Annotated in this window: 14 protein-coding genes; all 14 read right to left on the minus strand. The window is 34.7% G+C overall.

The window, feature by feature from the left end:
* Positions 1 to 1,004 precede the first annotated feature (1,004 nt).
* The gene (locus tag ACFOWM_RS13785; protein WP_379711162.1) at positions 1,005 to 1,532 is read right to left on the minus strand and encodes an Imm51 family immunity protein; all 528 of its coding nucleotides are present in this window, start codon (positions 1,530 to 1,532) and stop codon (positions 1,005 to 1,007) included.
* Positions 1,533 to 2,396: 864 nt separating this feature from the next.
* Positions 2,397 to 3,383: a hypothetical protein gene (locus ACFOWM_RS13790; protein ID WP_379711165.1), complete on the minus strand. Its 987-nt coding sequence runs from the start codon at positions 3,381 to 3,383 to the stop codon at positions 2,397 to 2,399.
* A gap of 254 nt (positions 3,384 to 3,637) precedes the next feature.
* Positions 3,638 to 4,255 carry a hypothetical protein gene (locus ACFOWM_RS13795; protein WP_379711167.1) on the minus strand — a complete coding sequence of 206 codons (618 nt, stop codon included), beginning with the start codon at positions 4,253 to 4,255 and terminating at the stop codon, positions 3,638 to 3,640.
* A gap of 224 nt (positions 4,256 to 4,479) precedes the next feature.
* Positions 4,480 to 5,358 carry a DUF6438 domain-containing protein gene (locus ACFOWM_RS13800; RefSeq protein ID WP_379711169.1) on the minus strand — a complete coding sequence of 293 codons (879 nt, stop codon included), beginning with the start codon at positions 5,356 to 5,358 and terminating at the stop codon, positions 4,480 to 4,482.
* Positions 5,359 to 5,573: 215 nt separating this feature from the next.
* Entirely contained in the window at positions 5,574 to 6,065 is a 492-nt protein-coding gene (locus ACFOWM_RS13805; RefSeq protein WP_379711172.1) for a hypothetical protein, read from the minus strand.
* 302 nt (positions 6,066 to 6,367) lie between these two features.
* On the minus strand, positions 6,368 to 6,685 hold the full coding sequence (locus tag ACFOWM_RS13810) for a hypothetical protein (RefSeq protein WP_379711175.1): 318 nt from the start codon (positions 6,683 to 6,685) through the stop codon (positions 6,368 to 6,370).
* 48 nt (positions 6,686 to 6,733) lie between these two features.
* Complete coding sequence (locus ACFOWM_RS13815; protein ID WP_379711178.1) at positions 6,734 to 6,958, minus strand: PLDc N-terminal domain-containing protein; 225 nt, start codon at positions 6,956 to 6,958, stop codon at positions 6,734 to 6,736.
* A 919-nt stretch (positions 6,959 to 7,877) separates the two neighbouring features.
* Positions 7,878 to 8,441, minus strand: coding sequence for a hypothetical protein (locus ACFOWM_RS13820; protein WP_379711180.1), 564 nt, complete (start codon positions 8,439 to 8,441; stop codon positions 7,878 to 7,880).
* Between the two features lie 227 nt (positions 8,442 to 8,668).
* Positions 8,669 to 9,121: a hypothetical protein gene (locus tag ACFOWM_RS13825; RefSeq protein WP_379711183.1), complete on the minus strand. Its 453-nt coding sequence runs from the start codon at positions 9,119 to 9,121 to the stop codon at positions 8,669 to 8,671.
* Positions 9,122 to 9,322: 201 nt separating this feature from the next.
* Positions 9,323 to 10,570: an RNA polymerase sigma factor gene (locus tag ACFOWM_RS13830; protein ID WP_379711186.1), complete on the minus strand. Its 1,248-nt coding sequence runs from the start codon at positions 10,568 to 10,570 to the stop codon at positions 9,323 to 9,325.
* Position 10,571: 1 nt separating this feature from the next.
* A complete protein-coding gene (locus tag ACFOWM_RS13835; RefSeq protein WP_379711189.1) occupies positions 10,572 to 10,916 on the minus strand; it encodes a YciI family protein in 345 nt (114 codons plus the stop codon).
* 1,030 nt (positions 10,917 to 11,946) lie between these two features.
* Positions 11,947 to 12,384, minus strand: coding sequence for a DUF4304 domain-containing protein (locus ACFOWM_RS13840; RefSeq protein WP_379711191.1), 438 nt, complete (start codon positions 12,382 to 12,384; stop codon positions 11,947 to 11,949).
* 285 nt (positions 12,385 to 12,669) lie between these two features.
* A complete protein-coding gene (locus ACFOWM_RS13845) occupies positions 12,670 to 13,578 on the minus strand; it encodes a hypothetical protein (RefSeq protein ID WP_379711193.1) in 909 nt (302 codons plus the stop codon).
* A gap of 951 nt (positions 13,579 to 14,529) precedes the next feature.
* On the minus strand, positions 14,530 to 15,368 hold an 839-nt coding region (locus ACFOWM_RS13850; protein ID WP_379711196.1), incomplete at its 5' end, for a hypothetical protein.

Consider the following 15,368-nt stretch of genomic DNA (forward strand, 5'->3'; position numbering starts at 1 on the left):
TGCTACAAATGCGATTGCAACTGAAATCAATATCAAACTTATTATTATCGTATTCATTGTCTAATTTGTTTATCCTGCTTGAATATTAGCAGCTGTCAGATGGGGTTGCAGGCAACGGCCGGGTATTTGCGAAGACTGGGAATTTCGAGTTCCGTCCGCCCGACCGATGTTGATTTTTAGTTGATGCTGAAATTAAGAAAATTAGTTGATTAGTAACGTCCTGCCCGAACCGCAGCTGATTAGAACTTTTCCAGCCGATGACCTGTTCGTCCAGCCCAGATTTTGCAAATACTTTTGTTGGGTGTTGTATATTTTAGAACTAGAGTTTGAAATGTCTGTCCAACCGCTACAGTAAAATTAAAAAAACGGTGATGTTTAATTATTCGAAGTCCAATTTTGTTACTTCACAAATTAATTGTTCAAGTATTTTTTCCAATACCAATCTTCGCTTCGTTCTCCTCATTCTAACCTTAGTATTATGAATTTAAAAACTGCTGTTAAGTGTCGTGTAGAGATTAACAAGCATAACGTTTCGCATAACTCTTCGCAATCTAATTGTAGCAATTTGAAATGAAAGCTAGTTGGTGAGTGTCGTGCCGAGATTAACAAGCAAAGGATTAAGCAAATATCTTCGCTTTAATTTTCCTGCCGATGTTAAAAATACTGTTTCTAAAAAAGTGAAACACTTGCGTCTAACGTCCTGCTAAAATTAGTTTGCTGATAGATTTATAAAAAAGATGCGTTTGCAATTTTGATGTCCGTCCGAAGCCGACCATAAAAAATCACAAAAAAACTATAACACCCAACGGACGGGTATTGCTGGTCGTTGGGTTTGCCGACGTCCTGCCCGGTGCTGAAGTTAAATTTATAAAATTAAGTTGATGATTAGAACTGCATCTCAATAGAAATCCGTCCGCCCGAACCGCTGCTGGGATTTGTAAAAAAGATGATTGTTATTCCGTCCCGCCCCAATGGCAGCAATAGCTTTGTTGTACGCAGAAAAATTAGTCGTCAATCTGCTCTCTATTAGCTGTCTTTAAATACTGCTCAAGTTTTGGAAGATTTTTAAATATTTTACTTATTAAATCGGCAAACTCTCTTTGTGTTTTTTCACTGTCAGCAAAAACATAAAAATCTCCTGCCTCGGGGTCGAATTGTAAATGTTTCAATAAAGATGGATTTTCTTTTTGCAACATTTGTTTTATGTGTCCTTCCCAACTGTAGCCATTTCCAGAGTATTCATATTTTTCAAAGATTGGATTATATTTTTCAAACAGCTCTTTACTTTCAATTTCAGCAGCAACCATGTACGAACCATCTTTATAAATTATAAAAGGATCAAATTTTTCAATTTTTGTCGAGTCGTACAGCTTACTAATTCTAGGACTTTCCGTAGGAAGCTGCTTAGAATTTAATGGCACTTGTTTATTTATTTCTTCATGGTTACCTTTCGATTTGTCTCCAGTTTGTGAAATACATGACTGAGTGAGACAACTTATAATTATAGTTAATCCGATTAATACTTTTTGCATAGTAGGGTGTTTGTGTTTTTTGCGTACAACGTTCGAGGCTTGCCGCAGGGCTGGTATTTTATGACTGTCCGCCCGGCAACTGAAGCCGATTGAAAAACTGAAGTTGAAGTTAACAACTAAAAGCTAAATAGAATTCGGTCAAGCCCGATATTAGCTGATAGTAGTACAACTGATGATTGTTATTACGTCCGCCAGCCTTGCGGCAAACCTTTTGTTGGCAGCAGGCAAGCTAATAGTCGATTGTCGTATTCTTAATAAATTCTTTGTCGAACGCAAGTGGTTTTTTTGGGTAAATAAGAGTTATGTAGATTGTATATGTCACGATGCTTGCAACAACAAAGTATAAAATATATAAATTTAGTTGTGATGCATTGAAATAAATAAGTATTGTCCCTATTAGAGCTGAAGTCAGAAAATACCATTTAAAAAATGGGCGACTAGGTTTGTTCCGCCATTTATAAAAAAGTAAAAGACCAGGAATAATAGCTATTAAAAGGCAGCCTATCCGATAATACTCTTCTTTGATACTAACAAATGCTCCAAATAGGACAAAGGGCATTATAGAGTCAACAAGTATGTATGAAACTGACCTTCTTTCGACAGGAACATTCTCGTTCATGTCAGCATTTAGATGCATATAATCAATAGCGGAAAATAAGGCAATAATTAAGCAAGAAAATAAATCAGGAAAAGTAAAAGTGTCTTCGGACAATGACCGTTTACTCAGTATAAGGTCATATACCATATTGCCCAAAAATGCTGGGTAAAGAAGTCCGTATATTAGGATGCTAAATCTTTTCTTCCACATGGTTTTGATAATTACTGTTATTGAAGTGCCATCGTTCTATAAAAGCATGGCATCGTTTAGTTTTCTTCATCCGTTTTTTCCTTAAATAACTTCAATTGATTTTTTTGAGCTTCCTTTATTTGTCGATGATGCTTACCTTCTTTCGTTTCAATTGGTTTGTCATTTTCAAAATAATAGTTAACTCGAAGGACGTCATAACCTACGTTTATTTCCAAACCTTCGTTATTGACTTTTCTTCTAATTTCTAAATGACAATTTATCGAAGAGCCATTTTTAAACTCAATTTCTCCGTTTTGCACCAGTGTTTTAAATTCATTTGACTTCATGTTAAAAGGAACAGCTTCTCCTTTATAATATCCAATCCATTTGTAGTTTCCCTTTTTTAAAACTGGTGCAATAATTTCTATGACAGCATCCTCTTTCTCCAAAGGGTCTAAGTCGTCAGTCACCAAAATAAACTTACTGAAGTCATCTCGTGGAACTGCCTTTTCTTTTGTTACTCTTGTCTTGTTTTCATCTACGACGACAAATGATACTTTGTCTACTTTAGGGTATTTATCTAATGCTTCATAGAAATTCGACTTCCTTTTTTTAATCAAAGTATTATAGTCAATTGTATCTACTTTACTTGCGTTTTCTTTTTTTAGCTTCTCAATCTCCAATCTTAATTTTTCTTTTTGAAGGTCGTTCATTTCTGTGTCTTCAAAAATCTTGTCAATTAGCTTTTCTGATATTTTAGAAAGTGGTGTTATTAAAATAACTGAAATTAGAGCAACAATAATTGCTGTAGTAATAGTTCCTTTTTTGTTCTCTTCTTTTGAAATAACTTTTAGCCATTTGCGAAGTCCACCTTCGCCGTCTGGCTCGGTCTCAATTGTTATTTCAACTGACAACAAAGTTGCTATCTCTTTAATAATTGCTAAGACTTCATATTCACACCTATTTTGAACATTTGCATTCATCGAATGACTTTCATCCCCAAACCAATAATGTATTTCCAGCGTGTCGGCACTAAGAGTGTTTGATAAAATAGAGTCGCTCATATCTGAATGTCTTGGTTGCTTGATTTAGTAGGGTGTGTCATTATGCTTGCTGCCAACGGACGGGTATTGCTGGTCGTTGGGTTTGCCGACGTCCAGCCCGGTGCTGAAGTTAAATTTATAAAATTATTTTGATGATTAGGAGAGAAGCTCAATAGAAATCCGTCCGCCCGAACTACCGCTTGGATTTGCACAGCCGATGATTGTTATTCCGTCCCGCCCCAATGCCAGCAATAGCTGTGTTATAGGCAGCCTTCTCAGGTTTTTGGCTCGAAGCCTTCTTGTCTTAGTAGTGTCGTGAAAAGTTCCAAGTCTTCCTTAATGTCGGACACTGCTTGCAAAATTTGTTGTCTGGTGTCATAGAGTTTAACCATGCTACCAATTCTAAATTCTACATTATGTTGTTTGAACTTTTCCGTCAAACTTTTATACTCGCTTTTTTCAAGTTTCCTCCATTCTACAGGTATGTCAAATTCTATAAAGTGGTAACCCTTTTCTTTCGATAAATTCATTCTAAGAGCGAAGCCATTTAGCTTTCCTTCTTTTATTTCTTCTGTCAAAACCCATTTTGAACTTTCGTCCAAGTAGGCTTTATGGAAGCCTATTTTTTCTATGTCGTTAAATGGGACTTTAGAAAATGTCTTTTGTCTTGCTCTAAGATTTATAAACCAAACTATGTATCCGACAAGCATTATGAAAATAGGAACTCCGATAGTTGTTGTTAATAATATATAAAAAAGTAATTGTCCGTCGGGTAAATTACACGTCAAGTAAGCAATGAGAAAAACTATTGAAACAACTCCTAACAAAGCAAATGAAAGTCGAAAGAAAATAGCTCTAAGTTTTTCTTTGTTTAATTGAAGGAATGTGTCCATAAAGGTTGCCTATAACGGACGGGTATTGCTGGTCGTTGGGTTTGCCGACGTCCTGCCCGGTGCTGAAGTTAAATTTATAAAATATAGTTGATGATTAGTGATGCAGCTCAAGAGAAATCCGTCCGCCCGAGCAGCTGCTTGGAATTGTACAGTTGCTGATTGTTTTTCCGTCTAGCCCCAATGCCAGCAATGCCATGTTGCCTGCAGTATTAGCATAGGTAATCCTATAATTTTGAAAATAGCTCATATAGCAGTCTTAAGCTAAAAGTACCTTCCATTCCATAATCTTCAATCTCTTTTACTGTCCCATCTTTAAAATAGATTTTCATGTACATTGTTGCTGCATCTGTATGTGCAACCATATATCTATTGAATAAAGTTTTAACATTCATGTAGTCGATAAGGCTAATTAGTGCTAACATCGATTGAGAACTTATTAACTTTGGTGTGCTATTTGCTTTAAGATCCCATTCTTTTGAGTTTAGTTGTGTTAACTTGTATACTGGGCTTATTCCGCTCCAACCCGATGATGTGTGAAATTGAATTTCTGTTATATCGTATTGTGAACTACTTTTTTGATACTCTACAAAGCTTCCAAATTTGTAGATTAGAGTGTCGATTTTTAGTGACATTTTGAAATCAAAAACGTTCTTAATGGGTTGGTTGTACACATTATCAATCCTATAGAAAACGAGTAGTTGTTTATTGTTCTGAATGACTGGCTTAGCCAACAGGCAATATTCTGAACCACTCCTTGATAGTCTTATTAACTGGAATGTATTATTTCCTTTATCAATGGCAATGAATATATCAAAATTGTACCACCATAACGTTACTATTAAATCGGTTCTTTTATCGTTGTTGAAATCAACCTTTTCCCAATTCCGTATTTGTAACTTCTCAAAAAGACTGTCACAGCCCATTTTTAGCTTTAGAGTATCGGTGGATAAGATTCGAATCGGTTCTTGATTTTTGAAGTACTGTCGATTGCCAATTTGATTAAGAAAGGTCAAAACATCTCGATCGCTCCGTATGCTATCGATAGAATTGGCAAATGAAACTTGACCAACCGCTAAAAATATTATTATTAGAATGCTCTTCATAAATATTGCAGGCAACGGACGGGTATTGCTGGTCGTTGGGTTTGCCGACGTCCTGCCCGGTACTGAAGTTAAATTTATAAAATTAAGTTGATGATTAGAACTGCTGCTCAACAGAAAACCGTCCGCCCGAACCGTTGATTGGAATTTTACAGCTGATGATTGTTATTCCGTCTAGCCCCAATGGCAGCAATAGCTTTGTTGCCTGCTGCTTTTCGTCACTCGTAAATGAAAACTAATTTTTTATTAAATGGGCTTGTCTGTTTTAATTCAGAAAGTGTTCCGTCGGTGTTATACGTCAACTCGAACCTTGAACCCATGTCTTTTATTTCCTTTATCTGGCTTTTGTCATTATACAAGTAAGTGAAATTGTTCATTGTCCCGCTACCATTAACAGTCATTTTAATTACCCTGTTCTTCTCGTCAAATTCATAACACTTTACATTTCTTGGATAAATTTTCATGTTACACTCTTTGTCTTTTGCTGCATTTTTATAAATTCCCCCAGTTGGTACATAATAAGGCAAATGAAAATTCTTGCAAGCAAAAAACAAATCAATGGGTGTGTCCACCAAATTGACTTCTCTTGCTTTTAGCAATGTGTCAACTGTAACCTTAGAGTTCGGGTTTTGATTGTCAGAAAAAATAACTGTCAGTCTTATATTTCTATTTTGGCCGCAAGCATTTAAGCCAATTAGTGTAGTTAGCAAATAAAATATGTGTCGCATATAGTAAATGTCAGTGTCGGATTATTTGGGAGTTACTTTAAAGTAGCAGGCAACGGTGGGTATTGCTGGTCGTTGGGTTTGCCGACGTCCTGCCCGGTGCTGAAGTTAAATTTATAAAATATAGTTGATGATTAGGAGAGTAGCTCAGTAGAAATCCGTCCGCCCGAACTGCTGCTGGGATTTGTAGAGCTGATGATTGTTATTCCGTCTAGCCCCAATGCCAGCAATAGCTTTGTTGTGCGTTCGTTTTTTCTTAGTGAGATATTAAACTTCGATTAAATTACTTAGTAGCTTTCTTTATATTCAGGTTTTATTTGTACGGTGTCAGAATTAATAAAAATACTTGTTATAATTTCCATTGGGTATCCGTTTGTATAATACCCAAAAGAAACAAATACGGTCTTAGTCACTGATTTAAATGACAATAGGTAATTACCATTGACTTTATGAAGGTCTGTCATGTTTATATCATAGAAAACCTTTGAAATTGATTCTACTTTGATGAAGTTATTTTTAAAGTTGTCTGGAAGAATATAAAAGCTATCAATACTTTCATTTGTTGTAATAGCTATCTCAAATTTTGCAATGATTCTATTTCTCACGACAAAATTATTGTCAAGTATAATGTAGCGATGTAGAGAATTAATGTTCTAGTCATTTGCGGTCATCTTATTTATAATATTCTTCTTGTTTTTGAAATAAATTATTGGTCCAACCAACGGTAATAATATAACACCAATTAGCCAAGTTAATTTTTTTCTGTATCCAAAGTCATTTGTAAGAATACTGTAAATGCTAAGTAACATTGCAATGAAAGCAAAAAAAGAAAGAACTGTCCACAATATCAGTCCATTCTCGAAGTAAAAAATTTCCATAATGAATGTTTTAGGGTTACTTTAAAATGACGCACAACGGACGGGTATTTGCGAAGACTGGGAATTTCGAGTTCCGTCCGCCCGACCGATGTTGATTTGTTGTTGATGTTGAAATTAAGAAATAATGTTGATTAGTAACGTCCTGCCCGAACCGCAGCTGATTAGAACTCTTCCAGCCGATGACCTATTCGTCCAGCCCAGATTTAGCAAATACTTTTGTTGCCTGTTGTAAATTTTGAAAAAATAGCTTGAAATGTCTGTCTAACCGCAACAATATTTTATTTAAAGTTTTGTGATTTCTAAATTCTGCAGTTTTTTAAAATGCTAATTCTCTTGAAAAGATATTTATAAAATTCATCTTCGCTTCATTCATTTCATACTAACCTTAGGGATTTGAGTTTGAAACCTATTGTTTAGTGTCGTGCAGAAATTAACAAGTAAAACGTTTCGCATAAATCTTCGTAATCTAATTGTAGCGATTTGAAATGAAAGACTGTTGGTGAGTGTCGTGCCGAGATTAACAAGTTTAGGATTTCGCAAAAGTCTTCGCTTCAATTTTCCTGCCTTTGTAAAAAATACTGTTTCTAAAAAAGTTAAATACTTGCGTCTAACGTCCTGCAATAAATAATTAGCGAAATGAAATTTAAAAAACTGCAAATGATATTTTACTGTCTGCCCGAAGCCAACCATAAAATAAAACTATGAAACTATAACAGGCAACGGCCGGGTATTGCTGGTCGTTGGGTTTGCCGACGTCCAGCCCGGTGCTGAAGTTAAATTTATAAAATAATGTTGATGATTAGTGATGCAGCTCAATAGAAATCCGTCCGCCCGAACTGCTGCTGGGATTTGTAGAGCTGATGATTGTTATTCCGTCTAGCCCCAATGCCAGCAATAGCTTTGTTACCTGCTTGTACCGCTAATCACTATAGTTCCATTCTATTTTATTTCTTAATACGTTAGTCGATGAATCGAATATTAATTTTGCTTCTAGTCCGTCAAATGAGTAAAATTTAATAATAGCAACAGAATCACCCATATAATTTCTTTCCACGCTATAATAAAAGGGTCTATTAAAAAATGCTTTTTTTGATAAGACATCAAAGTTATTATCATCTATTGAAGTTGGCCAATATCCATATTTTATTCTGAATTGCTGTATTCCAATTACAAGTTTCTCAGCTTTTATTTCTGTGTCAAGAATAATATAATTTTTAAACTTTGGAAATATAGCAATGCAAATCAAAAAAAGTATGATTGCAAGAATACTGTATCTCTTCATTTTAAAATTATATTTCTTGTCTAAAAAAATGGTGATTGCTAAAATAGAAAGTAGCGGTATAGCGATATAAATTAAAAGATAGTATTTATAGAAATTATAAAAAGGTAATGAGATTCTATATAAAGCAAATAATAAGACAGTAGTTGTAAATAGTCCAAACAACACTAGTAAAAAGCTTCTTGGTTTTGTTAGAGTGTCCATTGGTATAGCAGGTAACGGTGGGTATTGCTGGTCGTTGGGTTTGCCGACGTCCAGCCCGGTGCTGAAGTTAAATTTATAAAATAAAGTTGATGATTAGGAGAGAAGCTCAAGAGAAATCCGTCCGCCCCAACTGCTGCTGGGTTTTGTACAGTTGCTGATTGTTATTCCGTCCAGCCCCAATGGCAGCAATACCATGTTGGTAGCAGTTTTTCATCGTAGCCAAATATTTATTTAAAAGGTTCGAGTTTTTCACCATTTCTTTTAACTATCCAGTTTGTTATTGATAATGGAAGCGGAGAAGAATAGGCAAAATATTTCTGATATTGATTTTTGTCTTTTGTTGCATCAATAGTTTTTTTCCTGTCCCAATTTAAAAGTATTTTGCCATGTTTAAATTCTGTCCATTTACCTAAAGATAAATCGAAGCCAACTTCGTATACAGTGTAATACACGAATGATGAATCTGATTTTAGTATCAAGTAAGTTGAATTATTTGCACCTTGATTTTGGTAAGTTTTGTACTTTATATTAGAAGCAGTATTCTTGATAGAGTAAATTCTTGAAAAGAAAATTTCTTTATTCTCTTTTTCAACTTCATTTAATATACTATCTAGTTTGCTTTGTGACTTTGAAAGTAAAGAAGTCCAAATGAATATTATTAGTATCAAAGTCTTTCTCATAAAATTGCTACCAACGAACAGGGCTTGCTGCAGGTGTGGAATTAGTATTACGTCCGCCCGGAGCCGCTGCTGGTTGATGAACTAAAAGTACAAGTTAAAAACCAAAAGCCAAATAGCATTCCGTCCAACCCGGACTGAAGCACAATAGCGAACTGCTGCTAATGCTAACAACGTCCAGCCACACTTGCAGCAAACCCCTTGTTAGCTGTTTTTTTTCTTCGCTGTCAGGTCGTTCAAATTTTTATTGATTGTTGATTTGTCTGCATTTGTCTTTGCTAAATTTAATGCAGTTTCAAAATTTTTAATTGCTTTTGCATTGTCAATGTCTGTATGTAAATAACCAAGCAAGGAAAAGTAAAAATGATTGTCTGTTAGATTTAATTTTTCTGCTTCTATTATTGCAGTTTGTTTACCCTTTACTTGTGCCAAAGCATAAGTTCTGTTCAGTGCGGTTATAGGTGAATATTCAATTAACAAAAGTTGATTATAGGCTTGTAAAATATTGTCCCACTTTTTTGGGTTTTCAATTTTGCTACTATGCCAATAGGCAATGTTTGCCTCTAAATGATATTTACTTATCTCGTTTCCTTTTGCACTTTGTATCAAATAAAAATTTCCTTTTGCTATGAGTTCTTCGTTCCATAAATTTTTATCTTGTTGGTCATACAAAATTGGTTCGCCTATTTGATTGGTTCTTGCTTCAAAACGTGAAGAGTGAAAGCATATTAAAGCCATTAAAGCATTTACGATGGGTTTGTTTGTAGTTTCATTCTCTATCAAAAAATAGTTTAAACGCATTGCTTCCAAACACAATTCTTTTCGCAAATGAGTTTTCTGTGTAGTTGAATGATAACCTTCATTAAAAAGCAAGTATAAAGTTGTCAGTACAGTTTCTAATCTTGAATTAACATCTTTTTCAGAAGGCAATTCAAATTTAATATTTTCTGTTCGTAATTTTTCTTTGGCTCTAAATAATCGTTTGTTGATGGTTTCTTTATTGGTCAAAAATGCCTCTGCAATTTCGTCAATACCAAAGCCACAAAGTATTCTTAATGCTAAACCAATTTGTGCTTCTGCTGGAATTGTTGGATTGCAAATGGTGAAAATCATTTGCAATTGGCTGTCAGTTATGTTTTGAAGAGATAAATCAACTTCAATTTCTTCACTTTGGTTTTGATTTAGTTTTAAATCAACAACTATTTTTTCAGAAAATGTTTTATGTCGCTTAAAGTAGTCTTTGGTTTTGTTTTTAGCAACAGTATAAAGCCAAGCTGTTGGATTTTCGGGAATGCCTTTTAATTCCCAAGTTTCAGAAGCCAATAAAAAAGTATCGTTTGTAATATCCTCTGCAATTTGAATATGAACAATGCCAAACAACTTACAGAGTACAGAAATTATTTTTCTGTACTCTGTTTTAAATAGTTGTGGAATTAATTCTTTCTTGTTCATATTAGCTGTTAACTGGTATTATGCTTCTAACTTCAACGTTCCCTCCGTGAGCAAGGATAGGACAACCTTCTGCCAATTTCATAGCTTCATCAAGGTCAGTAGCTTTTACAATTATTGTACCTCCAATAATTTCTTTTACTTCTGCATAAGGACCATCGGCAATTACATTATTAGGCTTCAAAGTTTTTCCTTCAAAACTCAAACGGCTTCCACCTGTCATTTTTCCTTGTGCAGCAATTCCACCCATCCAATCCATCCATTCTTGAATGTTGTGAACCGTTTGTTCTGGTGCAGGACCAAACTTGTCATTGATTTCGCTTCTGAAAATCATTAAAAATTCTTTCATTTTTTTACTTTTTTAAATTGTTTGAAATATTTGTTACAACCTTATGACGATTGGCTATTTCAAAATTGGACAAATATTTCAAAGTTTTTTTTGTCAGTTGAAGTTTGCAGAGTGGTCGGTCAAAATAACAGCTAACGGACGGGTATTTGCGAAGGCTGGGAATTTCGAGTTCCGTCCGCCCGACCGATGCTGATTTTTTGTTGATGTTGAAATTAAGAATAAATGTTGATTAGTAACGTCCTGCCCGAACTACAGCTGATTAGAATTCTTCCAGCCGATGACCTGTTCGTCCAGCCCAGATTTTGCAAATACTTTTGTTGCCTGTTGTAAATTTTGAAAACAAAGCTTGAAATGTATGTCTAACCGCAACGATACATTCAATTAAGTATTTTTTAGTTTCGTTATTTCTAAATTCTGCTATTTTAAAAAAAGTTAATTTTTATGCAGAGAAATTCATAAAATTCATCTTCGCTTTATTCTACTCATTCTAACCTTAGGGATATGAGTTTGAAACCTGTTATTTAGTGTCGTGCAGAAATTAACAAGCATAACGTTTCGCATAACTCTTCGCAATCTAATTGTAGCGATTTGAAATGAAAGCCTGTTGGTGAGTGTCGTGCTTAAATTAACAAGTAGAGTATTTCGCAAATGTCTTCGCTTCAATTTTCCTGCTGTTGTAAAAATACTGTTTCTAAAAAAGAGAAATACTTGCGTCTAACGTCCTGCAATATATAATTAGCGAAATGAATTTTAAAAAACTGCAACTGCTATTATAATGTCTGTCCGAAGCCAACCATAAAATACAACTATGAAACTATAACAGGCAACGGACGGGTATTGCTGGTCGTTGGGTTTGCCGACGTCCTGCCCGGTACTCAAATTAAATTTATAAAATAAAGTTGATGATTAGTGATGCAGCTCAAGAGAAATCCGTCCTCCCGAACTGCTGCTGGGATTTGTAAAAAAGATGATTGTTATTCCGTCCTGCCCCAATGGCAGCAATAGCTTTGTTGTGTGCAGGCAGTTTCTATCAGACACTTAGTTCTCCATTTTTCCAATAGTCTTCTGCGATATCAAGTTTCGATAAAACATCTTTGCAAATTTTTTTATAAATGTCACCAAAGCCAAACAAATACTTTTTGTCGTAACGAAACCAATCTTCTGTCAAGCTACTTGTCGTGTCCATATTTGATTGAATTCTTTTTCGATTAGAAAGGTCGTGTGCTGTCAATTTATTGGGTTCGATTTTTGTCCCCCACGAAGTTGTAAAACCAGTAGCTAGACAATTAGCTATTTCAATAACAAACCCACCACCGCTTCTGTCAAATTGAAAAGTCAGCAAGTTTATTCTATCAGTTGTAAGTCGCCTAAAATGTGGGAATGAACCTTTAAAACCTTTTTGTCGAAGTACAGGAATAACACTGTCATAAAGATGTTTGATCATTTCTTTTCTTTCAGGGTTTTCCATTTTTCTTTGTCAGTAAGTTTTGTCTATTAAAATATTCCAATAATTTTTGTTATCAGTATGCTGTCAGTTCTGCTTGCACACAACGGACGGGTATTTGCGAAGACTGGGAATTTCGAGTTCCGTCTGCCCGACCGATGTTGATTTGTTGTTGATGTTGAAATTAAGAAATAATGTTGATTAGTAACGTCCAGCCCGAACCGCAGCTTATTAGAACTTTTCTAGCCGATGACCTATTCGTCCAGCCCAGATTTTGCAAATACCGATGTTAGCTGCTGTTATGTTTCGTTAATTTGTATATTGGTAAATTATTTTATTAATACCTTTAAATAGTGGACCTCCGCTAAGATTTTTCAAATTTACTTCACTTGGATAGTTAAGTGAATTATATTTATATATGAATTTATAGTTCGAATTACTTGCTCCATATATATTGTTTATTTGTGTAACATTATTTGGTTGATTATAAAATGTTGGGTCAGTATCGGTTAAAAGTAAATCTAAAAAGCCTTGATTGAAAATTAGTTTTGATTTTGAAAGCGGATTATTTTTTGTATCATATTGGCAATTGTAACTGTTAGTTATTCCATAAATACTTTCTTGTTGAGTTATAATATTTCCATTTTGTTTTGTGAAAACATAATTCAACGAATCTAAAGATTGAGGTATAGTATTAAAATAATTCGTTTGAATTATTTTAATTGAATTAGTAAACCTAAAATATTTAAAAACTGTGGTATAAATGTCTAATGGTTGTGTCTGTATTGTTTCAATAGAAGAGTCTATTTGAATTAATGTGGTCCCAGAATAATATGTAAAAAATCTTGTACCTATTGAAGTGTTGAGATTGTCTTTATTAATAAAATTTTCTTTTGAAGGCAAAGTGTCATTTATAGAGTTATAAAATCTTGTATTAAAGTAGTAGAAATTTGTTGTATCAATAAATCCAAGATTGTTATATTCAAGAAAACTGTATTTTTCTAATCTTTTGAAATTATCATAGTTGAAAGTAGATATATAGACTGTATCAAATGGAGCTGTCTTTGTAGTATCTAAAGCAATAAGTTTCTTTATATAGATACTATCATTTGGTGTAGAAGTTTGAATATTGTCTGTATTATTTTCAATACTAAATTCATTCTGACAAGAAATAAAAATGCACATTAAAAGTGTAATAATGCTAAATAGTTTTTTCATGATTTTATGATATGTGTCTGTTTATAGCAGCTAACGGCCGGGTATTTGCGAAGACTGGGAATTTCGAGTTCCGTCTGCCCGACCGATGCTGGTTTGTTGTTGATGATGAAATTAAGAAAATTAGTTGATTAGTAACGTCCAGCCCGAACAACTGCTAATTAGAACTCTTCTAGCCGATGACTTATTCGTCCAGCCCAGATTTTGCAAATACCGATGTTAGCTTATGTGCCAACAAAGTGTCATACACCTGCTGCGTCCAACAGTAATAAACTACAACTAATATTAAACTATCCTTGCTCGGCTATGTACAAAAGCAACAAAAAATATTCCCAAGTAAATTGTTTAATGCTTCCTTTCTAACTACCGATGTTTGGCCTTGCGCCGCAGCGGCATTGGAGCTAACGGACGGGTATTTGCGAAGACTGGGAATTTCGAGTTCCGTCCGCCCGACCGATGTTTATTTGTTGTTGATGTTGAAATTAAGAAATTATGTTGATTAGTAACGTCCAGCCCGAACAACTGCTGATTAGAACTTTTCCTGCTGATGACCTATTCGTCCAGCCCAGATTTTGCAAATACCGATGTTAGCTTATGTGCCAACAAAGTTTCACAAACCTGCTGTTTCCTAAAATAATAAACTTTAAAGAATAGTAAACTGTCATTGCTCGGCTATGTACAAATGCAAAAAATATTCCCGTTGTAAATTGCTTAATGCTTCCTTTCTAACTACCGATGTTTGGCTTTGCGCCGCAGCGGCATTGGAGCTAACGGTGGGTATTGCTGGTCGTTGGGTTTGCCGACGTCCTGCCCGGTGCTGAAGTTAAATTTATAAAATAATGTTGACGATTAGTGATGCAGCTCAATAGAAATTCGTCCGCCCGAGCTGCTGCTTGGAACTGTACAGCTGTTGATTGTTTTTTCGTCCCGCCCCAATGCCTAGCAATAGCTTTGTTAGCTGATGTTTTCTTTGTCTTTAGCCCTTTGTATTTTGTCCCATTCCTTATATAATACAAATCTTCCGTCTACAATTACATTGTCAGCCTTTCTCATAAAATCAACATTGTCATACTGCCTTTGTTGACTGTTTGTATTAAGAATATGGATATCAAGTACATTCATTAAAGCACTAATAGATTCAAGTAGCTTTTCGTGTTCTTCAATTTTTGGGTTTAAGGCTAACCTCAATTTATTGCGATTCAAAGAGAGTTTTTCATGTATAGTCTTTCTAGCAATCATATTCTGAGTTGCTTCTTGAAGTTCGATATTTATCAAATTACAGTGAGTCAAAAATTCACTTAAAGAATTTCTCACTTCGTTAATCCAATCTTGTCTATTCTTCAAATATAACGTGGTGTCAAATTGTAAAGCTGCCAATGCTAGCGAACTTTTGATTTGCTTTTCAACATTTGAAAGAGCAACTTTTTGCGAATACAGAGAAATAAAAATATTTACAACTACCGTTAACAAAGCAATACTACTTGGAATGATCCATGGACTTGTTGTTTTGTCATACCAGTTGGTTGTCGAGTTACCTTCTTTCTCGTTATGTTGCAAGGTGTCGTATTGACAGTAAGAGTAATTATAAAAAAATAAAAGAGCGGCGGTAAGTGATAAGGTTGTAAAAAGTCGTTTCATAGAAGGAGAAGTTTCATTAAAAATATCAGCTAACGGCCGGGTATTTGCGAAGACTGGGAATTTGGAGTTCCGTCCGCCCGACCGATGCTGATTTTTAGTTGATGTTGAAATTAAGAAATAATGTTGATTAGTAAAGTCCTGCCCGAACCGCAGCT

It is taken from the genome of Ferruginibacter yonginensis (assembly GCF_042651465.1).
Lineage (GTDB): Bacteria > Bacteroidota > Bacteroidia > Chitinophagales > Chitinophagaceae > Ferruginibacter > Ferruginibacter yonginensis.